Annotated in this window: 23 protein-coding genes, 1 other RNA gene and 2 pseudogenes; 13 read left to right on the top strand and 13 right to left on the bottom strand. The window is 37.4% G+C overall.

Features of this window, described 5'->3' with window-relative positions:
* Window positions 1-11 precede the first annotated feature (11 nt).
* A complete protein-coding gene (gene hutH, locus ABXT71_RS08810) occupies window positions 12-1,520 on the bottom strand; it encodes a histidine ammonia-lyase (protein WP_415370957.1) in 1,509 nt (502 codons plus the stop codon).
* 108 nt (window positions 1,521-1,628) lie between these two features.
* On the opposite strand from hutH, the gene ABXT71_RS08805 reads away from it, so the two are divergent.
* Window positions 1,629-2,663: a TlpA family protein disulfide reductase gene (locus ABXT71_RS08805; protein WP_415370956.1), complete on the top strand. Its 1,035-nt coding sequence runs from the start codon at window positions 1,629-1,631 to the stop codon at window positions 2,661-2,663.
* Between the two features lie 221 nt (window positions 2,664-2,884).
* Here ABXT71_RS08805 and ABXT71_RS08800 read toward each other — a convergent pair whose 3' ends face one another.
* Complete coding sequence (locus tag ABXT71_RS08800) at window positions 2,885-4,423, bottom strand: NAD(P)H-hydrate dehydratase (protein ID WP_415370955.1); 1,539 nt, start codon at window positions 4,421-4,423, stop codon at window positions 2,885-2,887.
* Window positions 4,424-4,939: 516 nt separating this feature from the next.
* On the opposite strand from ABXT71_RS08800, the gene gcvT reads away from it, so the two are divergent.
* The 5 genes from gcvT (at window position 4,940) to ABXT71_RS08775 (ending at window position 9,555) form a co-directional block, all read left to right on the top strand.
* Window positions 4,940-6,031 carry a glycine cleavage system aminomethyltransferase GcvT gene (gene gcvT, locus ABXT71_RS08795; protein ID WP_415370954.1) on the top strand — a complete coding sequence of 364 codons (1,092 nt, stop codon included), beginning with the start codon at window positions 4,940-4,942 and terminating at the stop codon, window positions 6,029-6,031.
* Between the two features lie 287 nt (window positions 6,032-6,318).
* Window positions 6,319-7,230, top strand: coding sequence for a glutaminase (locus tag ABXT71_RS08790; protein ID WP_415370953.1), 912 nt, complete (start codon window positions 6,319-6,321; stop codon window positions 7,228-7,230).
* 10 nt (window positions 7,231-7,240) lie between these two features.
* The gene (locus ABXT71_RS08785; RefSeq protein ID WP_415370952.1) at window positions 7,241-8,095 is read left to right on the top strand and encodes a sugar nucleotide-binding protein; all 855 of its coding nucleotides are present in this window, start codon (window positions 7,241-7,243) and stop codon (window positions 8,093-8,095) included.
* A gap of 252 nt (window positions 8,096-8,347) precedes the next feature.
* Entirely contained in the window at window positions 8,348-8,629 is a 282-nt protein-coding gene (locus ABXT71_RS08780; protein WP_415370951.1) for a 4a-hydroxytetrahydrobiopterin dehydratase, read from the top strand.
* A gap of 173 nt (window positions 8,630-8,802) precedes the next feature.
* Window positions 8,803-9,555 carry a YebC/PmpR family DNA-binding transcriptional regulator gene (locus ABXT71_RS08775; RefSeq protein WP_415370950.1) on the top strand — a complete coding sequence of 251 codons (753 nt, stop codon included), beginning with the start codon at window positions 8,803-8,805 and terminating at the stop codon, window positions 9,553-9,555.
* Between the two features lie 75 nt (window positions 9,556-9,630).
* On the opposite strand, the gene ABXT71_RS08770 is transcribed toward ABXT71_RS08775, so the two are convergent.
* From ABXT71_RS08770 to ABXT71_RS08755, 4 genes and pseudogenes are all read right to left on the bottom strand, one after another.
* Window positions 9,631-10,167, bottom strand: coding sequence for a 1-acyl-sn-glycerol-3-phosphate acyltransferase (locus ABXT71_RS08770; protein ID WP_415370949.1), 537 nt, complete (start codon window positions 10,165-10,167; stop codon window positions 9,631-9,633).
* Complete coding sequence (kdsB, locus tag ABXT71_RS08765) at window positions 10,167-10,907, bottom strand: 3-deoxy-manno-octulosonate cytidylyltransferase (protein WP_415370948.1); 741 nt, start codon at window positions 10,905-10,907, stop codon at window positions 10,167-10,169. Before kdsB ends, ABXT71_RS08770 begins: the two co-directional genes overlap by 1 nt.
* Window positions 10,908-10,963: 56 nt before the next feature.
* Window positions 10,964-11,530 (bottom strand): annotated as a pseudogene (locus ABXT71_RS08760) (DUF4126 domain-containing protein).
* A 6-nt stretch (window positions 11,531-11,536) separates the two neighbouring features.
* A complete protein-coding gene (locus ABXT71_RS08755) occupies window positions 11,537-12,961 on the bottom strand; it encodes an ATP-dependent DNA helicase (RefSeq protein WP_415370947.1) in 1,425 nt (474 codons plus the stop codon).
* Between the two features lie 146 nt (window positions 12,962-13,107).
* Here ABXT71_RS08755 and ABXT71_RS08750 point away from each other — a divergent pair, with 146 nt between their 5' ends.
* Genes ABXT71_RS08750 through ABXT71_RS08735 form a run of 4 tightly spaced genes read left to right on the top strand, consistent with a single transcriptional unit; the run spans window position 13,108 to window position 15,499 of the window.
* Window positions 13,108-13,785 (top strand): hypothetical protein, encoded by a 678-nt coding sequence (locus ABXT71_RS08750; RefSeq protein WP_415370946.1) that lies wholly within the window; start codon window positions 13,108-13,110, stop codon window positions 13,783-13,785.
* Window positions 13,760-14,572, top strand: a complete 813-nt coding sequence (locus tag ABXT71_RS08745; protein ID WP_415370945.1) for a DUF3822 family protein — start codon at window positions 13,760-13,762, stop codon at window positions 14,570-14,572. The genes ABXT71_RS08750 and ABXT71_RS08745 overlap by 26 nt, the downstream gene beginning before the upstream one ends.
* Before the next feature lie 7 nt (window positions 14,573-14,579).
* Entirely contained in the window at window positions 14,580-15,116 is a 537-nt protein-coding gene (locus ABXT71_RS08740) for an RsmD family RNA methyltransferase (RefSeq protein ID WP_415370944.1), read from the top strand.
* A gap of 5 nt (window positions 15,117-15,121) precedes the next feature.
* The gene (locus ABXT71_RS08735) at window positions 15,122-15,499 is read left to right on the top strand and encodes a hypothetical protein (RefSeq protein WP_415370943.1); all 378 of its coding nucleotides are present in this window, start codon (window positions 15,122-15,124) and stop codon (window positions 15,497-15,499) included.
* Window positions 15,500-15,612: 113 nt separating this feature from the next.
* Here the strand turns inward: ABXT71_RS08735 and rnpB are convergent.
* An RNA gene (gene rnpB, locus ABXT71_RS08730) (RNase P RNA component class A) lies at window positions 15,613-15,935 on the bottom strand.
* Window positions 15,936-16,185: 250 nt separating this feature from the next.
* Here rnpB and ABXT71_RS08725 point away from each other — a divergent pair.
* The 3 genes and pseudogenes from ABXT71_RS08725 to ABXT71_RS08715 all read left to right on the top strand — a co-directional run bounded on the left by ABXT71_RS08725 (window position 16,186) and on the right by ABXT71_RS08715 (window position 19,718).
* Window positions 16,186-18,080, top strand: a pseudogene (locus tag ABXT71_RS08725) (DNA polymerase III subunit gamma/tau).
* Between the two features lie 39 nt (window positions 18,081-18,119).
* Window positions 18,120-18,701 carry a tRNA-(ms[2]io[6]A)-hydroxylase gene (locus ABXT71_RS08720; protein WP_415373089.1) on the top strand — a complete coding sequence of 194 codons (582 nt, stop codon included), beginning with the start codon at window positions 18,120-18,122 and terminating at the stop codon, window positions 18,699-18,701.
* An 84-nt stretch (window positions 18,702-18,785) separates the two neighbouring features.
* The gene (locus ABXT71_RS08715) at window positions 18,786-19,718 is read left to right on the top strand and encodes a sterol desaturase family protein (protein WP_415370942.1); all 933 of its coding nucleotides are present in this window, start codon (window positions 18,786-18,788) and stop codon (window positions 19,716-19,718) included.
* On the opposite strand, the gene ABXT71_RS08710 is transcribed toward ABXT71_RS08715, so the two are convergent.
* The 6 genes from ABXT71_RS08710 to ABXT71_RS08685 form a co-directional block, all read right to left on the bottom strand.
* On the bottom strand, window positions 19,708-20,616 hold the full coding sequence (locus ABXT71_RS08710) for an exopolyphosphatase (RefSeq protein ID WP_415373088.1): 909 nt from the start codon (window positions 20,614-20,616) through the stop codon (window positions 19,708-19,710). The genes ABXT71_RS08715 and ABXT71_RS08710 overlap by 11 nt on opposite strands.
* Window position 20,617: 1 nt before the next feature.
* Complete coding sequence (gene ppk1, locus ABXT71_RS08705; RefSeq protein ID WP_415370941.1) at window positions 20,618-22,711, bottom strand: polyphosphate kinase 1; 2,094 nt, start codon at window positions 22,709-22,711, stop codon at window positions 20,618-20,620.
* Between the two features lie 19 nt (window positions 22,712-22,730).
* Window positions 22,731-23,216, bottom strand: a complete 486-nt coding sequence (locus ABXT71_RS08700) for a SixA phosphatase family protein (protein WP_415370940.1) — start codon at window positions 23,214-23,216, stop codon at window positions 22,731-22,733.
* Between the two features lie 38 nt (window positions 23,217-23,254).
* Window positions 23,255-23,899 (bottom strand): pyridoxamine 5'-phosphate oxidase, encoded by a 645-nt coding sequence (pdxH, locus tag ABXT71_RS08695; RefSeq protein WP_415370939.1) that lies wholly within the window; start codon window positions 23,897-23,899, stop codon window positions 23,255-23,257.
* Between the two features lie 273 nt (window positions 23,900-24,172).
* A complete protein-coding gene (locus ABXT71_RS08690; RefSeq protein ID WP_415370938.1) occupies window positions 24,173-25,078 on the bottom strand; it encodes a ribonuclease Z in 906 nt (301 codons plus the stop codon).
* A 131-nt stretch (window positions 25,079-25,209) separates the two neighbouring features.
* Window positions 25,210-25,545 (bottom strand): ribonuclease Z, encoded by a 336-nt coding sequence (locus tag ABXT71_RS08685; RefSeq protein ID WP_415370937.1) that lies wholly within the window; start codon window positions 25,543-25,545, stop codon window positions 25,210-25,212.
* Window positions 25,546-25,557 lie beyond the last annotated feature (12 nt).

Raw genomic sequence — 25,557 nt, 5'->3', positions numbered from 1 at the left:
AGTGATCATTTTTAAAATAACAAATCACCATCGATCGCAAAACTTTGTAAAAACGCAACAGATGCATGAATGTCGTTTGCCAGCAATCTATCTTCTTTCACAAAAGGGACGGTGCTTCTATACGATTCTAATAATGATTCTAATAAAGGTGAAGTCTTCTTAGGTCTTCTAAACTCAATCGCCTGGGATGCGTTCATTAATTCTATAGCTAGAATCGTTTCAATATTATCGACAATCCGCAACAACTTAGTGGCGCCATTAGCCCCCATACTTACGTGATCTTCTTGCCCGTTAGATGATACAATAGAATCTACAGAAGCCGGTGTGCAGAGTTGTTTGTTTTGACTCACAATACTTGCCGCCGTATATTGCGGGATCATAAACCCACTATTCAAACCAGGATTTTTGACCAAGAATGCAGGTAAGTCTCTTAATCCAGAAACGAGCTGGTAGGTTCTTCTTTCTGAAATATTCCCCAATTCTGCCATTGCGATGCCCAAATAATCAAAGGCTAGCGCAAGTGGTTGGCCGTGAAAATTTCCACCGGAAATGATTAAATCTTCTCCCACAAAAATATTTGGGTTATCAGTAACACTATTAATTTCAGTCTTTACCGTTTTATGAACAAAATGTAAGGTGTCTTTAGACGCTCCATGTACTTGCGGAATACATCTAAAAGAATAAGGGTCTTGCACTTTTTTATTTACAGACGCGCCTATCTCACTATCGGTTAATATTTCTATAATATTTTCTGCAGTTTTTACCTGTCCGCGATGCGGCCTTACTAGATGAACCAATGCATTAAAAGGACTCATATTACAATCAAAGGCATCTACAGAAAGTGCCCCAATGACATCTGCTAGATAAGAAAGTTTGTAACTTTTAAGAAGGCAATGCACTCCGTAAGCACTCATAAACTGAGTACCATTTAATAGTGCTAGGCCTTCCTTTGCCATTAGTGTAATGGGTTCCCAATTGTGTTTTTTTAAGACTATTTCAGAAGCCACCATCGCATCACCATCATATACTTCTCCCATTCCTAAAAGAGGCAAAGCTAAATGCGCTAAAGGGGCTAAATCTCCCGAAGCACCAAGACTTCCCTGATTATAAATAACCGGTAAAACATCATTATTATAAAAGTCGACAAGACGTTGTACTGTTATTAATTGTACGCCACTATGCCCATAACTCAACGATTGAATCTTGAGCAGTAACATTAATTTTACAATATTTTTTGGAACAAATTCTCCAGTCCCACAAGCGTGAGACATTACTAGATTTTCCTGCAATTGAGATAAATTTTCTTCGGAAATCTCTACATCACACAGCGAACCAAAGCCCGTATTTATACCATAAATAGGTGTGTCACTTTCTTTTATTTTTTTCTGCAGGTAGGCATGTGCTTTATTTATTTTAGCTACCGCCTCTTCAGAAAGTTCTAGTTCCTTATCATTTTCGACAATATCCTTTAATATGGCAAGGTCTAATAATGCTGTACTGATGTAATGGGTTTCTCTCATAAGGGAGTTTTGTATTGTGTAAAAGTACAATTCTTTTAAGTTTTTCCTAAAACTCTTAAATTGACTTGATTCGTTGTAACTTTGCTTCGCAATTTAAACAATAACCCTATGAAAAAAACATTTATCCTCCTTTGTCTAATCGCAATTGTAGCGTGTAACGAAGAGAAAGAAATGAATGACTATGTTACCTTCTCAGGCAAAATAACAAATAAAAAGACGGACTCCATTCGTATCGCAAAACGCGGCTTTAGTAAAGTAATTCTTGTTAATGCTGACGGAACCTTTAGTGACACTTTAAAAGTAACACCAGGAATATATTATTTTGATGACTCAAACGAAAGCACGGCAGTTTTCTTAAGAAACGGGTATGAACTAGATATGACTATTGATACCGCCGAGTATGATGAGTCTGTAGAGTATTCCGGATATGGTTCAGAACAGAGCAACTTCTTAGCAGAAAAATCAATGTTTGAACAAAAGTTATTTGGTGATGATGATTTTGGTGATCTTGACGAAGCTGGGTTAGACACTAAAATTGCAGCAATGAAAAAAGAGGCAATTTCTTTTATGGATAGTAAGACAGCTATTGACACGATGCTTATCCGTTTAAACAAAGAAGGTCTTGATGGATTGATGAAGTCTATGAAAGGTTATTATGGTGAGATGATCGCTTTAAAAAGAGATTTACCATTAGGGATGGTTTCTCCTACCTGGACGGATTATGAAAACTATAATGGAGGCACGACGTCGCTTTCAGATTTAAAAGGAAAAAATGTATATGTAGATGTTTGGGCAACTTGGTGTGGGCCATGTAAGGCAGAGATTCCTAGTTTAAAAAAACTGGAGCACGATTATGAAGGGAAAAATATTGCCTTCGTAAGTATGTCTATTGATGATAACAGATCACACGGTGGTTCTTGGGATCAAGCAAAAATAGATTGGAAAAAAATGGTCGGTGATAAACAATTAGGTGGGATCCAGATTTACGCTCCAAAAGGATGGCAGTCACAGTTTGTACATGATTATAAAATAACAGGAATCCCTCGTTTTATATTAATCGATACCGAAGGGAAAATTGTAGATTCAAATGCACCAAGACCAAGTAGTGAAAAAATAAGAGTAGCGCTTGACGGTTTATTGTAGATCGAAATAATAAGGATTAAAAAGTCGTCTAGATATACATCTAGACGACTTTTTATTTATATCAAACTTGGACGTCTTAAAAAACGATTCGTTTTTTTTTGAGCTTTCGCAAGATTTTGTCACGCTGAGCTTATCGAAGTCATAGCGCAAATAACGTGCTGGCCCTTCCAAAGACTCAGAGGACACATAAATGAAGCTTGCATAACAAGTACATCTAAAATCTACTGCACCGCCTCTATCTCTGGCTCCTCTTTCCTAAACAACTCAATATAAGCCTCTCCTAAAGCTGCTGCAATATCGCCTGCCATAGTGCCTTCATAACTAATGGCTTGCGATACGATATTTCCTGCACTCCCATGTAAATACACTCCAAACACAGAAGCAATCAAAGGATCATATCCTTGAGATAGTAAACCTGCGATAGCACCACTAAGAACGTCACCACTTCCAGCGGTGGCCATTCCTGGGTTTCCTGAGGTATTTATATATAATTGATCGCCCAACACTGTGATGGTGTTAGCGCCTTTAATCACAACGATAACATCATGCTTCTTAGAAAAACTTTTAACGCGTTCAAGTTTGTCGTAATCATTTTTCCACTTCCCAACTAAACGTTCCAGCTCGCCCAAATGTGGTGTTAATATGGCATTTTTTGGAACAAGTTTGAGCAGCTCTTTATTTTCTGAAATACAATTAATAGCGTCTGCGTCAATAACAATAGGAGTATTGGTATTTTTAAACAAGGCTTTTAAAGCTGTAACCGTTTCCTTTTCTGTGCCTATCCCCATCCCGACGGCAATGGACGTAGGCTCAAAATCATATTGAATTGCTGTAATCATATCATCTTCATTATCCGTAATCACCATAGCCTCGGGGATCGTTGACTGCATAATTTGATAGCCACATTCTGGCACAAAAGCGGTTACCTTTCCAGCACCTATTCTAAAGGCTGCTTTGGTACTCAATATGGCGGCTCCCATAGCACCGTAAGAACCTGCCACGATCAATGAATGACCATAAGTACCTTTATGAGAGTACTTATCTCTTTGCTTATACATTTTTTGCGCATCTAGTTTTGAAACGATGGTCGCAACACCAAGGCTACTTGCTAAGAATTCTTTATCGAGACCAATATCTAATACATCAAAATACCCCGGAAACCGGCCCGTTTCAGGAAGAAAAAATGCAAGTTTTGGAGCTTGAAAAGTAAGAGTATGATTAGCCAGTATTACAGCCTCTGGATCCTCTAAGGGCTCATTGGCACATAAACCACTAGGTACATCTATGGAAAGTTTAAAACAAGGTTGTGCATTGATATAGTGTATCAATTTTTTAACCCATCCTTTTGGCGCACGGTTACATCCTATCCCAAACATTGCGTCCAGTATAATATCATCTGGGGTCATTTTTGGAAAGTCCTCCTCCGCTGTCATTAGCAAAGGCCACTCTTTAGTTACATTTTTAATACGGTCATAATTAACCAAGAAATCTTTAGAACGTTTATCGCTATAGTTAACGATATACGTTTTTACGTTATAGCCATTCTCAATGAGCAATCTAGCCACGACTAGGCCATCACCGCCGTTGTTTCCTATTCCGCAGAAAACATGGATGGGAACGGGTGCTCCTTGTAAGCGTTCGTGAAACCAATTGAAAATTTGAGTGCCGGCGCGCTCCATTAATTCGTTAAAGGAGATTTCTTGTTTCTCTGCTGTAATTTTATCCGCTTCGTAGAGTTGCGCTGTAGAAAATATTTTCATAAAGTATTTTTGAGCTTTAAAGGTAGTAGATTTTGTAGTTTTCTCCTTTTCTTCTCTTGCTTCTTTTAATGAATTATTGCTTCATTCTGCGCATCATATCATACTACTCCTTTTTTTCTTAGTTGGTTTTAAAAAAGACACATACCCTAGACTATTGTCTAAATAAACAGAAAGCGCAGCAGTATTTTCTAATAGCGAATTTGGAATCTTAATACACCCCTTCATTACACGACCGTGTCACAGTTTTCTAAAGGAGTGAACATCTAGCGCTATCTTCAATAATTAACAAATATCGCTGTGAATCTCTTTGCTTCTCTGCGCGACTCTATGAAATAGTTTTTCCGATGAAATACGCAAAGATGTGTAGAGAATGTAGTCATACATTTAAAAAACAATCCTCAACAAAATTTGGACGAGTTACACGCTAGTACCTACCTTTGTCATAGAAGCTAATAGAGAACGTGTAGCACGTTTTCGCGACAGCTAAAAACTATTTAATAACGATATATAGATACTATGAAAGAAACTGCACTCTCTAAAATTCACAAAGCGCTGGGCGCAAAAATGGTTCCGTTTGCGGGGTATAATATGCCTGTTTCATATGAAGGCGTTAATGCAGAACACGGGACTGTACGCACCGATTTAGGCGTTTTTGATGTATCGCATATGGGAGAGTTTTTAGTAATGGGACCAAATGCATTAGCTTTAATCCAGCACGTGACAAGCAACGATGCGTCAAAATTAGTGGACGGTCAAGCACAGTATACCTGCTTGCCAAATGAAGACGGCGGCGTTGTAGATGACCTTCTTATTTATCGCCTCGAAGAAGAAAAATGGTTGTTAGTTGTAAACGCATCTAACATAGATAAAGATTGGGATTGGATCAATAAACACAATCACGTAGGTGCAGAATTAAGTAACATTAGTGAAGGCTTTTCTTTACTAGCAATTCAAGGACCAAAGGCGATTGAAGCGATGCAGTCATTGACAAGCGAAGATCTCTCGGCGATCAAATTTTACACATTTAAAGTATCAGACTTCGCAGGCATTGATAATGTGATTATAAGCGCAACCGGGTACACCGGCAGTGGCGGATTTGAAATCTACTGCAAGAATGAGGACGTGGCTCAAGTATGGACGAGAGTAATGGAAGCAGGCGCAGATTTTGGCATCAAACCTATAGGGCTGGCGGCGCGTGACACCTTACGTCTAGAGATGGGGTTTTGTCTCTACGGAAATGATATAGACGATACCACTTCGCCACTAGAGGCAGGTTTAGGCTGGATCACAAAATTTACAAAGGAGTTTGTGAACAGCGAGAACTTGAAGAAACAAAAAGAACGCGGCGTAGAAAAATGCTTAGTTGCATTTGAGCTTGACGAGCGTGGCATCCCACGCCAAGGATACGACATTGTAGACAGTAACGGAAACAAAATAGGAAACGTAACCAGCGGAACAATGTCTCCTTCTATGGGAACAGGAATTGGATTAGGGTATGTACCTGTGATTTTTAAATCTGTGGGATCTAAGATTCATATTCAAATCAGGAAAAATGCGGTGGCTGCTACTGTTGTGAAGTTGCCATTTTATAAAAAAGCTAAGAGTTAAACAAGAAAGGGTTCATCAGAGGTTTTACAAGCTTCGCTAATTTGGTCTTTTCTTGTTTTATTTGACTTTATAAAATCAAGAGAATAGCAGATCGAGTTACTTAGTTTTTATCACTTTCAAGGCTTTATTTCACCCTGTTCCTGCACTTCGCATTTTGAATGACTAGTGTGATATTGGAGACAGCACTTCGACAAGCTCAGTTTGACAAAAGAATTGAGCATATTTCAATTATTAACAAAACCCTAATGAACATTTATACGTTTATGCATTTAACTAATCACCCATAAATGAACTACAAACAAATCCTTCAAGATATTCACAAAGAAGTATCCGCTCTAAAAAACACGAGCGAAGTGGCAAACTACATCCCAGAGTTAGCAAAGGTGAATAAGGATCAGTTTGGTATTTATTTGAATAACATTAACGGAGAGAATTTTGAAGCGGGTGATGCAGACGTGACTTTTTCTATACAGAGCATCTCTAAGGTTTTTTCGCTTGCGATGGCTTTTGGGAGTCAAGGAGATACATTATGGGAACGAATGGATGTAGAGCCTTCTGGTAATCCTTTTAACTACCTTTCTTTATTAGAAAGAGAAAAAGGAATTCCACGGAATCCATTAATCAACTCTGGTGCTATTGTGGTGACAGATTGTTTAGTAAGCTCACTCAAAAACCCAAAAGAAGATTTTTTACAGTTTGTGAGAGACCTCGCGAATGACCAGACTATTGATTATGATTATGAGGTTGCGGCTTCAGAAAAAGACACTGGGTTTAGAAATTATGCCATTGCAAACCTTTTGAAATCTTTTGATAATCTTCATAATCCTATAGAAGAAGTATTAGACTTTTATTTTCATCAATGCTCCATTGCGATGAATTGTAAACAGCTATCAAACGCCTTTTTTGCCTTTGCAAACAGAGGTGTCTGCATGCAGAACAATACATGTATAAAGCCAAAACAAGCAAAACGTATTAACGCTATTATGCTCACATGTGGTTTTTATGATGAAGCTGGCGAATTTGCATTTGAGGTGGGCCTCCCCGGAAAAAGTGGCGTGGGCGGTGGCATCGTGGCACTATTACCTAACCAATACGTGATTACAACTTGGTCACCCGGCCTAAATGAAAAAGGAAATTCTTATTATGGGATGCAGGCACTAGAACGATTTACAACACAGACTAATTCGTCTATTTTTTAGTTATACATTTATGCAGCACCCTAAACCTACTGTCCTTATTCTAGGCGCCACCAGTTTTGTTGGCAACGTGATTTATCACGAAATATGCCAGTTTATGGATACCTATGGCACCTATGCTGGAGAAGATGCTGAGTTAGAAAAAAACGAAGTCTTTTACCAACTAGATATTACTACAACCAGTACTTCGGAAATATTAATAGCAGTACAACCGTCTGTAATCATTTCCTGTTTAGAAGGTGATATTACTAGTCAATATAAAGCGCTCGAAGCGATAGCATTTTACATTGCCTCACATCCCGAAAGCAGTTTACTTTATATGTCGTCATCAAAAGTATTTGATGCAAAGTTTGAATTCCCTTCTTACGAAAACGATACGCCAGCAGCAGATTCAGGCTTCGGAAAATTTACTATTTCCGCAGAAAAGCTATTGTTGAAAACCATTCCAAATCAAGTGGCAATTTTAAGAGTACCCTTAGTGTTAGGGCCTTATTCTCCAGAAATAATTCACCTAAGAGAAGCCATAAAAAGCAAAGCTAATTTTGAAGTATTCCCTAATCGTATCATTAGCATTACCACGGCAAACAAAGTAGCACAACAAGTACATTATATTATTAACAAACTAAAAACAGGAATCTTTCACCTTGCCAGCGAAGATGTGATACACCACGAAGATCTCTTTTTTGAAATTTGTGAAAAGGCACACGGGAAATTCCCTATTTTTCAACAAGTCTTTACCAGAAATGAAGATAGCTATCAGGCGATACTTCCTAAAGAGAACAGATTGCCTAAAAATTATAGGATTACCGTGCAGGAGGTAATTGACGATTGTACCCTGAATGAGGAGATTGCTAGTTTGAAGCTCTAGATTTTTTTGTTAATTGTGATTGCGTAAAGAACTCCTTCCGTATTTCGGGATTGTGATTTGTACTGTTTCATCAAATTCATTTCCCAAAATCCACCTTCCCTTTCCGAGACGCAAACAATCAAGGAGAGTTAGGCAAGAACCATATGTAATGAAATCTTATATTCTCCTTCCCCAATAACCCCTCACCTCAATTCTTTCTTATAACTTTACAAAAAGCTTAAGCATGTTGCCAAGAGCATAAAACCAAAACTTATGAAAGCACTTACAGAAGAACAAATAAACGTACGCCTTGAAGAAATGGAAGGGTGGGGATATTCAGAAGGAGCATTGTATACTACTTTTGAATTTGAAAATTTTAAAGAAGCTTTTAGCGCAATGACCCGCATCGCCTTTGAAGCCGAACGTCTTAACCATCATCCAGAATGGACTAATGTATACGATAAGCTAGAGATTTTTCTCTCTACACACGACGCAGATGGTGTAACAGATAAAGATTTTGACTTGGCAGGGATTATTGATGATCTTATTGGGTAGGTTTTTTTTGCAGTGGATTTCCAGTTTCTTGTTTCAAGATGTCTTAATTAACTTCACAATTAAAACCCAAAACTATGAACATGAAAATTTTGAACTATAATACAGTACTATTATATTTGACAAGACAATAAATTTTAGTTAGCAAATAAATTCTAACAACTAACAAACACACTATGGGAAGAGCTTTTGAATTTAGGAAAGCAAGGAAAATGAAACGATGGTCAGCAATGTCTAAGGCGTTTACGCGCATTGGTAAAGACATTGTAATGGCGGTTAAAGAAGGAGGACCCGACCCAGATTCAAATTCGAGACTCCGTGCGGTTATCCAGAATGCCAAGTCTGTTAATATGCCTAAGGACAATGTAGAACGTGCCATAAAGAAGGCAAGTGATAAGAGCTTAGGAGATTATAAAGAAGTATTGTTTGAAGGCTATGCGCAACACGGCATCGCGGTCTTAATTGAAACAGCAACAGACAACAATACAAGAACGGTTGCAAATGTGCGTTCACACTTTAACAAGACAGATGGAAGTTTAGGCACTTCTGGTTCTGTTGTATTTATGTTTGATCATACCTGTAACTTTAGAATAAAAGCAGAAGGTCTTGATCTTGAAGATTTAGAACTAGAATTAATAGACCACGGTGTAGAAGAAATCTTTGAAGACAGAGATGATGAGAAGGAAGAAGAGTCTGAAAAAGATGGGATAATGATCTATGCACCTTTTGAAAGTTTTGGCTCTATCCAGGCGTATCTAGAAGAAAACAAAATTGAAATCCTATCTTCAGGGTTTGAGCGAATTCCGCAAGTAACCAAAAAAATTACAGCAGAACAGTCGGAAGATGTTGAGAAGCTATTAGAAAAACTGGAAGAAGATGATGATGTACAGAATGTATATCACACTATGGAAGAAAGTTCAGACAATTAAAAGTTCAAAAGAAATAATTATCAAAAAAGGCTGCTCTATAAAATGAGCAGCCTTTTTGCTTGTATCTGATACACTTTATGTCCACTCAGGAACTTTACCTACCATTCCTTTATAAAATTCTTTTAACTTAGGTTCATCCACCATAATATCTCCTGTGGGGTAAAAAGCATTCCCTATAAAGAGGGTCTTAGAAGGATAGTCAAAACCAACCGGAATAATTGAAACGCCAGCTGCTAGCGCAATGTAATAGTATCCTGACTTCCATTTTTCAACTTTGGTACGGGTTCCTTCTGGTGCTAATGCGAGTCTAAACTCTTTATGAACTTTAATCACATTTGCAATCGCTTCTACTTTATTTTCAGCTTTCCCTCTATTTAATGGTGCGCCGCCCATCCATTTAAAATACCACCCTAAAGGCCAAACAAAAAGTTCTTTTTTACCTACAAAATTGATTTCTACTTTAAGAATCCGTCTCGCTAATACAGAAACAATAAAATCAAAATAACTAGTATGTGGAGCACAAACGAGGACCGCTTTCTTTATGGATCTATCGAAATCTCCATTAATTTTCCAACCAAAAATATTTGAATACAAGAATCTTGTAAAGCCCATTAATGTTTATTATTTTTTAGGAAGTCGTTTGCCTTAATTAAATCTTTCGGAGTATCTATACCGAAAGTAGTCTCTTTAGAAACAACCATTTTTATCTGACGGCCGTTTTCTAAAAAACGTAAACACTCTATTTTTTCTGCAGCTTCTAGCGGTGACATTTCGAGTTTAGCAAAATCTAAAATCGCTTGTTTTCTAAAAGCATAAATACCTACGTGCTTAAAGTAGTGTGCATTTTTATCTTCTGCTCTATTATAAGGAATAGGAGCTCTTGAAAAATATTTTGCAAAGCCGTCCGCTCCGGTTACCACTTTTACACAATTAGGATTATTGATGTCCTCCTCCTTAGAAATAGAAGTTCTTATAGAAGCAAGGTCAATTTTAGCCGCATCTGCTCCATTAAAAACAGCGAGCAAATTCTCCAGGCTTTTTCTATTTGTAAAAGGCTCATCACCCTGTACATTTAGCACTATGTCACAATCAATACCTGCAACAGCTTCTGCAATACGATCACTGCCACATTCGTGTGGAGTCCTACTCATAATAGCGTTACCGCCATTGTTTGTAATTTCCGAAGCAATAAGCTCGCTATCTGTCACAACATACACTTCACTAAAAAGACCTGTAGCAACTGTTGCCTCATAGGTGGTTAAGATGACCGTTTTTTCGCCCAAAAGCTGCATTAACTTCGCCGGAAATCGGGAAGCTTCATAACGTGCAGGGATCATAGCAATAATTTTCATTTCTGAAATTTTAGAAAGTGAATTAGGTGCTGTAAAAATAATAGGATTTATTCGATTTATACTTTTCGGCGCCTCTTTTTATAGAAACAAGTCACAAAATAAATCAAGAGAAGGACTAGAATGCCCGCCACGATTGGAATAAAAATGGCGAGTACAGAAAAAACGGTAGCGGTAGCAGTTTCGGCGACAGACACTATAGGGTTTGCAAAGCCACCTGTAGTCGCAGTAGTCATTAAACGCACTGCAGAACTTGTTCCAGAAATGGCAGCGGTAGCACCTCCACCGGCAATAATAGCCATTACCCAAGTGATTACAGGGTCGAGATCTGAGACTGTTGCGACTACAACGAGCATACCTGCCGCTGTGACTAAGGGTACTGCAATCGTATCTAGCGCATTATCCATCCAAGGAATGTAATATCCAGCAATCTCAATCACTGTAGCGATACCAAGAACGATGACTGCTGCGAGACTGCCTAGCCATTCTCAGCTTTCGTTGAGTGGGCCTATATCATTAAAACCTGCAAGGCTTAAAAATAACAATGGCAAAAATACGCTAAACCCTGCAGCCGCAGCTAGACCAATGCCTAGACAAACTCCCGAAATAATGTGTAGTGTTTCCAATTCTGATTAATTTACAAAAAAATCATCCTTAAAACCAATGAGGTATAATTTATCCTTGGCTCTTGTGACCGCAGTATATAACCACCTCAAGTAATCTTTGTCAATGCCGCCTGGCAAATAAGGTTGTTCCACAAACACTGTGTTCCATTGTCCACCTTGTGACTTATGACAGGTAATAGCGTATGAGAATTTTACCTGCAGCCCATTAAAATAACGGTTCTTTTTTATGGCTTGAAACTTTTTATATTTTGACTTTTCATCTGCATAATCCTTTGACACTTCTTGATATAACTTGTTTGAGTCTTCGTATGAAAGTGATGGCGTTTCTGCAGTAATTGTATCTAAGAGTAAGACTGTTTCAAAAGCCTTCATTCTTGGGTAATCTGCCATTTGCACTTTTACTTCTGCAAAACGGAAGCCATATAGATCAATAAATCTAAAAATCTCTAACACCTCTATAATATCACCATTAGCAATAAAGCCAGCTTCACTTTCTGAAGAAACCCAGAAATAATTATTCTTCACCACCATCAATCGGTCACCGGCAGCTAGCTCTTGATCTTGATAGAGTACTCTTGCACGTATGTTCTGATTATAAAGGTTTGCCCGCTTGTTGCTTCTTACGATAAAAACGGCATCTTCATCATTGTTCTCATTATAGCTATCGCTTATCGCATCCATCACTTCCATCCCATCCACAGGGCGAATGACATCTGTAGATTGAGAAATATCAAATTTAAAACGTTCATACACGCCATCATCAAGGCACTTGCGGATTTCTGTAGCATTAAAAAGGATCCCACTATCAGATTTCTGGCGGAGTACTTCGTCGAGTTCGAGTTCTTGCACATTAAGTTGGTATCTCCCTTCAAGTGTTTGCGCTACTAATGCAGGGCTTACATCCAGCTTTATGGGCGGCAATTGTGCCGTGTCACCTATAAGCAGCAACTTGCAGTTATGCCCGCCATAAACATACTGTATAAGATCATCGAGAAGCGAGCCGCTATCAAACATTTTTCCATCCGTATTCACATCTGGTATCATAGATGCCTCATCTACAATGAATATAGTATTTCGATGTTTATTTTTCTGAAGTGAAAACGTCACTCCACCACCACTTTTGGCTTTAGGTTGATATATTTTTCTATGAATTGTAAAAGCCTCTTTTTGAGAATAGTTAGAGATTACCTTTGCTGCTCTCCCTGTTGGTGCCATCAGTACTGGCGATAGTTTTGCCTGCCAGAGGTTTTTAACTAACGTCCCTATAAGCGTTGTTTTACCTGTACCGGCGTATCCTTTTAACAAAAACAAGGCTTTCTTGTCTTCGTCAATAGCAAACTTAGCCATTAATTGCAGTGCAATATCCTGTTTTAGGGTGGTTTTATGCGGGAAGTCTGATTTTAATAAGCTGTAAAAAGAGCTAACATTCATAGGGTATAAATACAAGGTTTAAAGATAGCCATGTTTTTTTGGGCTAAACCTTTTACGAACAAAAAAAAATTGTAGATTTGCGACTGACCTATTAAAGTAGCTAGCATTACTTTAACATATTTTTAAAAAACAAAAACTTACCACAAATGAAAATTGTTATTCAAGTTGTTCTTTGGGCATTAATAGTATTTTTAGGATACCAACTTTGGACTTCTATCAGCGAGCCAGAAGAATTTAATAAAGCGAAAGTAGCTCGTTATCAAAAGGTGATTAACAATCTAAAAGATATTAGAGCCTCACAACTAGCACATCAAGAGATTACTGGTAATTTCGCAGGTACTTATGATAGTCTTACTCGTTTTATTGACACCGCTCAGTTTGCTATTACAGCAAGAAGAGATACTTCATATGCAGATGTCAAGAAAAATCAAGCTTATGGTCTTGATGGACAAACAGGTGGTTATTACTTAGAAGCTACCATTATCGACACTTTACGTTTTGAGTCTGTAAGAGATTCATTATTTAAAAAGACGAATCGTTATAAAACAATGATGAATGTGCCTATTGAGGGCATTGATAAGCAGATAGCCCTAGAAGCTGGACAAGTAGAAAAGAACGGAACGATGTACGCTGTCTTTAAAGCAAAAATATCCAAGAGAGACCTTCTTGAAGATCTAGGTAAAAAAGATTTATTAAATCAAGAATTGCAAGTTGTTTCTGTTGAAGGAATAAAAGGAGAAGAGATTAGCGTTGGTTCTATGACAGATGTAAATACAAGTGGTAATTGGCCTAAGTTATATGACACCGCAAAAGACAATCAATAATAGCATCACAAATACGACAAAGAAACTGTCCGTTCAATTCGCGTTGAATGGACTTTCTTTTTTATCGCATGACGGTAAAGAAGCATCGTTATTTAAGCAAAAAAATCTAGATCAAAAAGGCACACCAGAAGAGCTGTTACACTTGCTTCAACAATCCTTAGAAGAAAATAATATTGAGCTCAGCTCACTAGATGAAGTAGAAATCCATTATGCTTCTGTACTCTATACACTGGTACCTAAATCCCTTTTTGACGAAAAAAGAAGCAGTGATTATCTTAAGTTTAACTCAAAAATTCTCGCTACAGATTTTATAGCACACGATACGATCAACACCTTAGACCTTGTGGTTGTTTATGTTCCTTTTATCAATATAAATAATTATTTTTTTGAGGCCGTAGGTAGTTTTAGCTACTTCCATCATATTTCAAAATTACTCGAGCAAAGCGCTTATGTTTTTAAAAATGAAAACGAAGATGCAATCTTAATTAATGTAAGAGAAGCGCAGTTTGATCTCGTGATTTACAAAGAGCATAAACTGCAAATTTGTAATTCTTATACGTTTAAAACAAGTGAGGATTTTCTTTACTACATTCTTTTCACGTTTGAGCAATTAAAAATAAAACCTGAAGATGCAAGGGTTCAAATTATTGGACATAAATTTAAAGATAGCTCCTTGTATCTCTTGACTGAAAAATATATAGGCAACATTATTTTACTTGATGGAAATTTTAAAGAATTAACAGAAAGTGAAGTTTATCACCCTACACAAATAGTACTTTCTAATTAATATACAAATGCGAATAATTTCTGGATCTCATAAAGGAAGAAGACTAACAGCCCCACGCAATTTACCTGTGCGCCCCACAACAGATTTTGCAAAAGAAGGGCTTTTTAATATACTGCATCATAGACTTGATATGCACGAGTCAACGGTGCTAGATCTATTTAGCGGAACCGGTAATATTGCTTACGAGTGTGCATCTAGAGGTGCAGAAAAAGTAACGGCAGTAGACGGACATCACGGTTGTGTAAAGTTTATTTCTGAAACATCAGAGGAATTAGAATTTCCTATCACAGCAATAAAGGCGGATGTTTTTAAATATTTAAATAGCACAAAAGAACAATTTTCATTCATATTTGCAGACCCTCCGTATAGCTTTGAGATTGAGGAATTAAGTAAAATTGTAGTTAAAGTTTTTGAAAATAATTTGTTAGAAGACGAGGGTTTTCTTATAATTGAACACACAAAACACACAGATTTATCATCTGTCCCTCATTTTGAGGAAAGTAGAAGATATGGTGGTTCAGTGTTTAGTTTTTTTCCTAAATAGAAAATATGTCAGTATCCCCAAAGATTATAAAACTAGGTTTTGTTGAGCTTGAGCTACATCCTGACTATTTAATTTCTACCATTAATGAAGGTGTTGTTTTTGAAAAAGAACACCTAGTGATTTTCTATAACTTATTTGAAGAGTATTATCCAAATCAGAAATTTGGATACATATCAAATAGAAAATTTGATTATAGTGTGAATCCTACCTGCTATCTAGAATCTGAAAGATTTCCAAACTTATTAGGAATAGCCATGTGGTGTCACTCAGAATCCAGTTATAAAACAACTCAATTTGAAAAAACCTTTTATGACCGTCCTTTTTCAGCCTTTTACTCTTTAGAAGATTGTAAGAACTGGATAAAGGGTATCATCTTAAAATAGATAGACACAAGCGCATAGTGCTATACAACAAGAAGCCTTAAAGAATTCTTAAATTTAGCACATGACCCTACTCACCTTAAAAGAATGTGAGTGCTTTACAAAAAATCTATTTAAAAAAAAGCAGACCTATAAGCCGAGTTCTGTATCCACCAAAGTGGACCCTTATCATTTATCTAGGCAATCAATTACTCAATTGCTCCATCTGCCTACCCTCCAGCATCGGGCGGGAACCCTTAAAAACTGGTTTACGTGACATTTCACCGCATAGAGTTTACCTGGTTTCACTACAGCATTACCTGTACATTCTTTCTGTTGCACTGGTCCTTCTCTCTTTCGCCGAGGCTCTGGAGAACGACGGCCGTTAGCCATTATGCGTCCCTATGGTGCTCGGACTTTCCTCCTCGATATAAATCGCGGCGATAAGGCGGTCTGCGTGGCAAAGGTAAATTATTGAAGTGATTAAACTTTTTCCATTCGCTAAAAGATTTACTTTTTTCGGCCATTTTTAATCTTTTTTTTATTCCGTAGCAATGCTATGCAACTTAAACAAGCCATCAACTGATAAAAAAACTTCTAGTTTTGGCTAAAAAACCAAGAAGTTAAATTACTTCAATGTTAATAAAAATGATAAAAATGGCTGTCCTATTTTTATATTACTTCAAGCACATGGTTATCTTTGTTTTTCTATGGAACCATTTATTGTCTCGGCACGTAAATACAGACCTACTACTTTTAAACAAGTGGTGGGACAACAAGCTATTACAAGTACGCTTGAGAATGCTATTGAGAATGATCACTTAGCACAGGCATTACTCTTTACAGGTCCTAGAGGGGTGGGTAAAACAAGTTGTGCGCGTATTCTTGCTAAGAAGATTAATAGTGACGGTACAGAAAAAGTAAATGAAGACTTTGCCTTCAATGTTTTTGAGCTTGATGCCGCCTCTAACAACTCTGTAGATGACATTCGCAACTTAACAGACCAAGTAAGGATTCCTCCGCAAACAGGGAAGTATAAAGTATATATTATTGATGAAGTGCATATGTTATCTTCAGCAGCCTTTAATGCATTTTTAAAAACGCTAGAAGAGCCGCCTAAACATGCCATCTTTATCCTTGCAACAACTGAAAAGCACAAAATAATTCCTACCATATTATCAAGATGTCAGATTTTTGATTTTAGAAGAATAACGGTTCAAGATATTAAAAGTCATCTCAAAGAAGTTGCCAAGGCAGAAAACGTAGAGGCAGAAGATGACGCTTTGCATATTATCGCTCAAAAAGCAGATGGAGCGTTGCGAGATGCTCTTTCTATTTTTGACCGAGTGGTTAGTTTCAGTGGTAAAAACCTTACAAGAGAAGCCGTTACACAAAATCTAAATGTATTAGATTACACCTATTATTTTAAGATTACTTCATTACTTCTTGAGAATAATATTCCCCAAGCACTTGTTGATTATAACGATATTTTATCAAAAGGTTTTGACGGGCACCATTTCATCATGGGTCTTGCCTCTCACTTTAGAGATTTATTGGTTTGTCAAAATCAAGAAACCATCGCCCTACTTGAAGTAGGCGAACAGGTGAAGAAAATGTATTTTGAACAATCTCAAAAAGCAGATAAAAGTTTTCTTATTGAAGGAATCGGTATGGCAAACGATTGCGATCTTAAATTTAAAACGAGTCGTAATCAGAGATTGTTGGTAGAACTTTGTTTGATGCAACTAGCCTCCATAACGGCTCACGAGGAAAAAAAAAATCCAGTAGCCAGCTAGGCGCAACCAAACGTTTTGTGCTACCCCCTTCCTATTTTCAAGGAAAAGCAGTGTCACCAGTAGAACGCTTAGACACAGGCCCAGTAAGCACTCTTACAAGTATCCCAAAACCCGATGAGACAGAAACGTTAGCATCAGTGCAACCTGTTGCAACAGTTAAGGACACTACTGCAAAACCTACTCCGGAAATATCAAAAAATCAACATGCTGAGGAACAAGAAACTTTAGAGATTAAAGCAAACAGTGTTGCTTCTTCTAAGATAGAAACTCCTGTTGTTGGAACTTCGACAATTTCCGAAGCAATTATAAAACCTGCCACGCGACCTGCTATAGATGTAGCCAGACCAGAACGAAAGATTTCTGGACTTTCGCTAAAAAGTATCCAGCTCAAGCAGAAAATGCAGCAGGAGTTGAGATCACAACAGCCTGATTCGCAAAATTTACCTACAGACCCTTTTAAAGAGGAAACACTTATTGCTGCTTGGAAAGAATATACAGCGCTCGTACAACAAGCTGGAAAACACATTCTTTTTTCACATTTATCAATGGGGGAACCCCGTATAGAAGGTGAACTCATACATCTTATTTTTCCGAATACTACGATTAAACTAGAAGTAGAACGAGAGCAAGGAGAATTGCTTGGCTTCATCAAGAAAAAACTTAACAACTACAACATTGATCTCTCAATCGAAGTAAATGAGCAGGTTGCAAAAAAATACGCTTACTCTACACGAGAGAAGTTTGAAAAATTGAATGAAAAAAATCCTTTGCTAGATAAATTAAGGCAGACGTTTGATTTAGAATTATAACTTAATAATCCCTCTACACCAATGGCAAACCAATTAAAAATGCTCGGACTCAAACTTCCCACTGACCCAAGATGGGTGAACATCGTTGAAAAAAATGTAGAGGAAATATTAACCGACCACGCTTATTGCGAACAGAAAGCAACTTCTACAGCTATATCTCTTATTGTTTCTTTTCCTGAATATACTGACTTGGTGCAAGAGATGGTCGCACTGGTAAAAGAGGAAATAAGTCATTTTAAAATGGTGCACGATAGAATCATAGCAAACGGCTGGGTTATGGGGCGAGATCGCAAAGATGAATACGTTATTGCTATACTTAAATTCTTCCCTAAAGGAGGAAGTCGAACCACACAACTCGTCCATAGATTATTATATGCCGCATTAATTGAAGCAAGAAGCTGTGAACGGTTTAGGCTCCTCAGTGAGGAACTTGAAGATAAAGACTTAGCAGAATTTTACCGTAATTTAATGGTGAGCGAAGCGAATCATTACACCATGTTTTTAGGCTTCGCAAGACAATACGGGGACCGAAAAGAGGTAGATCAAAAATGGCAAGACTTATTAGAGTTTGAAGCAGATGCTATGAAAAACCTCAGTAAAGGAGAGTCAATTCACGGCTAATTTGAAAGAATCAGCAGTTTATTTTCCTATATTGCACACAACGTTTATTATACCATTCTTGCTAATTCAAATAAAAATACATCATTGGATTTTACTAACCCACTAGTTTATGGAGCGCCTTGTTTTTTAGGGTTAATCTTACTTGAACTTACATATAGCAAAACACACAAAAACAAAGATCTCTATAAATGGAAAGATCTTCGTTCCAGCTTGACCTTTGGAGTTGGCTCTGCTGTTCTTGCCCCCTTGTTAAAGACCATTTCTGCCATTGTAATTTTCAACTTTGTGTATGAGATATTCAATCCTGAAGTAGAGGGAGTTCGCACTAATATAATGGGCTGGGCATCTTTTGGGTATGCTTGGTATGTTTGGATTATTTGCCAGCTATTAGACGATTTCAGCTATTACTGGTTTCATAGACAGAATCATATGGTTCGCTTCTTTTGGGCTGCGCACATTGTACATCATTCCTCGGATAATTTTAATCTAGGAACTGCGGTTAGAAACGGTTGGTTTACCATTTTATACAAACCCTTTTTCTATATGTGGATTTGTGCTATTGGGTTTCCGCCAGAAATGCTCGTTGTATGTCTCGGAATTGAAGCTTTATGGCAGTTTCAACTGCACACCAAATACATGCCGAAACTCGGTATTATTGAAAAGATTTTTAATACGCATACCATGCATCAAGTGCATCACGCAAAAAATCTTGAGTATATGGATAAGAACCACGGAGGGTTTTTAAATATTTTTGATAAAGTATTTGGAACTTGGAAAGAACTAGATGAAACTATTGATATTGAATTTGGTGTATCCCATCCGCCTAACTCCTATAAGATCTGGACTATTCTTACACATGAGTATAAAGATATTTGGCTGGACACAAAGAAGTCTAAAAACTGGCGACATAAATTCATGTATACCTTTGGACCTCCGGGATGGAGTCACGATGGAAGCACGCTTACCATTAAACAAACAAGACGAAAACTGAAAGCCCAAAGTAGTGTTACACTATAGTGCGCTTTGCTATTGCCTCATTATAAAGACTCTTGATTATCCCATCTGCCAGACCAATTTTTGGTACATAAATATTCTTCGCCTTCGACCACTTCATAGCAGAAAGATAAATACGAGTCGCAGGTACAATCACATCTGCCCTATCTGGATTCATCTGTAATTCAAAGATGCGTTCGTGATAAGTTAAATCTCTTATTCTGTCATAAAAATTAGCTAAGAAGAAATAACTTAAAGGCTTACCTACTTTCTTTTCGCTAAATCGGTAAATGGAGTTAATATTTCCGCCGCTACCTATTAAATCAACCTTGCTGTATTCTTTTGTACTTGCAGTCACCCATTCTTTTACCTCATCCCAAATGGTATCTCTAATCATATCGTTAATAATACGAACCGTCCCTAATTGAAAAGATTTTGAGATAATACTTTTGCCGTTTGAGAAGACCGTAAACTCTGTACTTCCGCCACCAACATCCACATACAAGAATGTTTTGTTGTCTGAGATAAGGTGTTTTAAATCTGTAGAGGCAATGATAGACGCTTCATCATTTCCGTCTATAATCTGTATGTCTACACCTGTATCAATTTTTAACTTTTTAGCAACTTCACTTCCATTTGAGGCTTCTCGCATCGCAGACGTAGCACAGGCCCGATAGTTGACCACTTTGTGTGTTTTCATAATTAGTGAAAACGCGGTCATCGCATCTTTCATTCTGTCATAGTTAATGTCGCTTATCTTCCCTTCCAGAAAAACATCTGCTCCTAGTCTAATAGGCACCCTAACCAGTGACGTTTTTTTAAACTGAGTCGCAAAGCCTTCCTTCTCAATCACAGTAGCAATTAGAAGACGTATGGCATTTGAGCCAATATCTATGGCTGCATATTTTTCTATTTTTAACAAGCTAGGCATTTAGTTTTTCTTTGTAGAAATCGTATAAATCAAATTGCGAGCGTACTTTTTTATTATTGTTAGTACGATAAGAGTTATTTATTTTTCCTGAAATTTTCCGTGCTTTTACATTATCGCTCCAGCAAATATTAAAGGTGTCGGATACTTCTTTTTTAATCTCCTCATCATAGATAGGGCAAGAAATCTCTACGCGATGATCTAGGTTTCTACCCATAAAGTCTGCAGAAGAAATGTAAATTTTCTGGTCTCCATTATTTTCAAAAATGAACAATCTAGGATGTTCTAAAAATTTATCAACGATACTGATCACTTCGATATTTTCGCTCATTCCTTTCATACCAGGAATCAAGCAACAAATCCCTCTTACAATAAGTTTAATCTTAACTCCAGCTCTACTTGCGCCATAAAGCTTATCAATCATTTTAAGATCTGAGAGACTATTTAATTTCAACTTGATACCACTTTTACGACCGTTTATATTGTTCATTACCTCATCATCAATAAGCTGGTAAATAGCATCTCTCGTGTAATGTGGAGAAACGATAAGGTGACTATAATTCTTAATCTTATAATTCACCTGAAAGAAATCAAACACACGACTTATCTCTTTACAGATTTTTTGATTTGCCGTAAACAAGGTGTAATCCGTATACACTTTTGCGGTAGACTCATTAAAATTACCTGTACTCACAAACGCAAACCTCTTTAGTTTTCCAGATGCGTCTAGTCTTTCAATCAAGCAGGCTTTACAATGCACCTTTAATCCTGCAACACCAAAAATAAGGTGCACGCCTTCACTCTGCATTTGCTCTGCATATCTTATGTTTGCCGCCTCGTCAAAACGAGCTTGCAACTCAATCTGCACTGTAACCTCTTTGCCGTTTTTTGCTGCATTTATAAGCGAACTTGCAATGTGTGATATTTGAGCAAGGCGATAAATAGTAATCTTGATAGTACGCACATTAGGGTCTAACGCAGCCTGTCGCAATAATTTTACGACATAAGCGTAGGTTTGATAAGGTGCGTGGAGTAAGTAATCTTTCTCAGCAATAGCTGCAAAAAGGCCGCTCTGTAAATTAAGTCCTTTGATAGGCAAGGGCGTTATTTTATTATACTGCAAATCTTCGCGACCCAAACTAGGGAATTTCATATAATCACGACGATTATGATAGCGACCTCCAGGAATCACACTATCTGTATTATCCACGCCCATTTTGTTCATTAGATAATCAAGCGTTTCCTTGTCTATGTTTTTGTCATATACAAAACGTACCGGATCACCTGCACTCCTATTCTTAACACTCTTAGAAATTTTATCTATAAAACTCCTACTTAAATCACTATCAATATCGAGCTCAGCATCACGAGTGATCTTTATCATGTGCGCCGAAATTTTATCATATTTAAATATGTTAAAAATGTTGTGTAGATTGTAGCGAATTAAATCATCCAGCAGAATTATGTATTGTTTGTCGCCGTCTTTTGGGAGCACAACAAAGCGATCAATGGACCTAGGAATTTCTATAAGAGCATAGTTTTTTTCCGTCTCAAAAGTATCATCATCGTTAGACATCACCATTTTTATGGCGAGATATGCCGCACTATCTTTTAATGCAGGAAATTTCTCAAGTTCCCCAATCATTATGGTCATTAATGCAGGACTTACCTTATTGACAAAGTATTCGGTAATAAATGTAGTTTGCGACTTCGTTACTTCTTTCTCAGTAATGATAAAAATATTCTCTTTCTGAAGTTCTGTTTTAATGGCGCTAAGAATACTTAGGCTTGTCTTCTGTTGCTCAATAACTGTCTCGGTTATTTTTTCTAGTAGTTCTTTTGCACTAAAGCCTCCTAAGTAGCTTCGACCTCCTTTACCTGCTTCTGCAATACGCTTTATGGTGGCATAACGCACCTTAAAAAACTCATCTAGGTTATTGGAGAAAATCCCTAAAAATCGTAATCGCTCAATGAGCGGTGTTGTTTTATCATCTGCTTCCTGCAATACACGCGCATTAAACTGAAGCCAGCTTAACTCTCTATTAGTATAAACATTCTCAGTTATTTCTTGGGATTTCTTTGATGTCATAGGGTTTGTTTACTACACATTATTTTAAATCTCTCGGAAAAACACGGTGTATCGTTTTTCCCTTTGTTACATCTTGCCACGCTTCTACATTAAACTCGATCGCGACAAAACCACAGGTAGGCATATTATCCATGTACTCGCTCCCTAGCATGTTTGCAATAGCCGTAAACGCATGATTATGCCCCACAATCATTACGCAATTATTACTATTATTAAGATCTTTAATGACGCGCATTACTTGTTGACCACTAAAGTCATATAAGTCATTATTGGTTTTAAAATTTTGAGCTTCCATACTCCAAGCATCCTTATAATACGTTGCTGTAGATAAAGCACGCACGGCTTCGCTACTGATAATCAACTCTGGTGCAGGAAAATTATCTGCTACATATGCAGAAACCAAAACACCATCTTTTTCTCCTCTTCCTTTTAATGGTCTCTGATGGTCTGTTACATCCTGCTTCCACGACGATTTTGCATGCCGCGACATATATAATGTTTTCATTGTTGCTTTTTTAATTAAATAATGATTAGTATGACCGGCTATGGTTGTAATCTTGATATTTCCCATTCGCCATTAAGCAATGCGTATTGAATCCTGTCGTGTAATCTACTTTGGCGTCCTTGCCAAAACTCAAACTCCAAGGGCTTAATTAAATACCCTCCCCATTCTTTTGGCTTAGGCATTTCTAGTCCTTTATACTGCTTCTCGAGCGCAGCTAATCTTTCTTCTATTATATCTCTAGAATCAATCTTCTCACTTTGATCACTCACTACCGCTCCTAGTTGGCTTTTACGTGGTCGTTGCGCAAAATAGGCTTTAGATTTTTCTTCGGAAATTTTAGTAGCATTCCCTTTTATGATTATTTGACGTTCTAGTCCTTCCCAAAAAAATGAGATACAGACCTTATCATTTACTGCAATGGCTTTTCCTTTTTCGCTTCCGTAGTTGGTATAAAAAATGAAACCTTCATCTGTCACCTCTTTCAACAACACCACTCGACCTCTAGGCATTCCAGAAGCGTCTGCTGTACTTAATGTCATCGCATTTGCTTCATCCACAGCATCGCTGTCTTCAGCTACAGAAAACCACTGCTCAAACTGCACAAAAGGATTCTCTGAAACCAGCGCATCTTTGAGTTCGCCTTTTTCATATGATTTACGATATGCCTGTAAGTCTTTTGCCATGTACAATGTGTTTATGTAAAGTTACAAAGAATGCCCCGCATCGCGTACCCGACTCCATTAAATTTGGGTTAATTTTCATGTAATTAACTCGGGCGTAAGACTGTTACACTGAAAGAAATAAGATGTAAGACATATGCCGTCTTTTTTAGTCGAAGTGAATTCTAAAAAAAGTAACATCATCTAAAATTTATTTAAAAATGAAATAGCAGGATGGTTGTCGTAGTAAAATGTCCAATTCAATCTCAACTCGTATGCGTTTAGAGATATTTCATTTTAAAAAGAAATCTCCAGCCCGTCTTTCCCTAAAGTCACGTTTTCAAAAAGCTCTTGCGCTTCGGTTTTAAACATCTCATGGTCGCCATATCTCCCTGAATAATGACCTACGATAAGCCCCCCCACTTCTGCTTCTTTAGCGATTGCTGCCGCTTCTTTTGCAGTACTATGCTTGGTTCTAACTGCAACCTCTTTATGAGACTCTAGAAAAGTGGCTTCATGATACAGCATAGTCGCTCCTTTGATGATAGGAATCACAGATGGATGATACATAGTATCGCTACAAAACGCATATGATTTTGGCGCTTCAGACTCTTGTGTAACTAGTGCGTTTTTTATGAGTACACCATTCGCACCCATTACATCTCCGCCTTGTTTAATTTTATTAAAATAACTTTTATCAATCTGATGCTCTCGACAAGCCTGAATATTTAAAGAGCGCTCCGTGACTTTTTCTTTTATTAAGAATCCGTTGGTATACACCCGATGATTTAATGGGATGGTTCTAACAGAGACAGCATCGTCTTCAAAGATTATCTCAGATTCTGAGTTATCTAATTCGTGGAAATAAAGACCATAATTGGTCCAAGACTTCCCAAGCTTTAATTGCAGGGTAATGGCCTCTTTTATCCCTTTAGGCCCATAAATATGGAGGTCTGCTTCTCTACCTAACAACCTAAATGTAGAAACTAAACCTACCAATCCAAAAAAGTGATCTCCATGTAAATGCGAAATAAAAATATGCTTGATTCTTGCAAATTTTATTTTATACCTGCGCAGTTGCACCTGTGTCCCTTCGCCGCAATCTATCAAAAACAAATGCCCACTCACTTCCAACAATTGAGACGTAGGATGCGCATCCCATCTGGGAGTAGCAGAATGACAACCTAGGATAGTGAGTTTCATTTTTTAGTAATATATAATTAACAATCGTTGGCGGTTCTATTGATATTAAATAAATCAAGCATACTAATCTAACGCAGCTAAGTGATTAATAAATCTTCGGCTGAAGCAAAAAACAATAAATTGTTCCGAAGCTAAAACCCTAAGTCGCGCTCAATCTCTTCCATTTCAATGATGTCTTCTGCTTCTTGTAATGTGGGCACTACAAAAAGTTCTTCAGGAATATCATCAGGATTTACCGTATTTGTAACTATCACAAAAGATTGTTTTGTAGCTCTGTGTTGCGTGTTTACTTTCATAAACATAATTAACTGCTCTAGGATAAGCGCGTCATAGTCAAGTAAGTTTAACACCACATTTTGGCCTTTAAATTTTGCGGGGATTTGATAGTCTAAAAACGACACAAAACCATTGATGTCCTTATACTCATCTGCTAGGATAACATAATTATCTTTATTTTCAATCTTCATAATTTACATTTT

It is taken from the genome of Patiriisocius sp. Uisw_047 (assembly GCF_047730165.1).
In the GTDB taxonomy this organism is placed as follows: domain Bacteria; phylum Bacteroidota; class Bacteroidia; order Flavobacteriales; family Flavobacteriaceae; genus Patiriisocius.
Note: the sequence above shows the minus strand (reverse complement) of the source record. Positions and strands in the feature narration are given on the sequence as shown.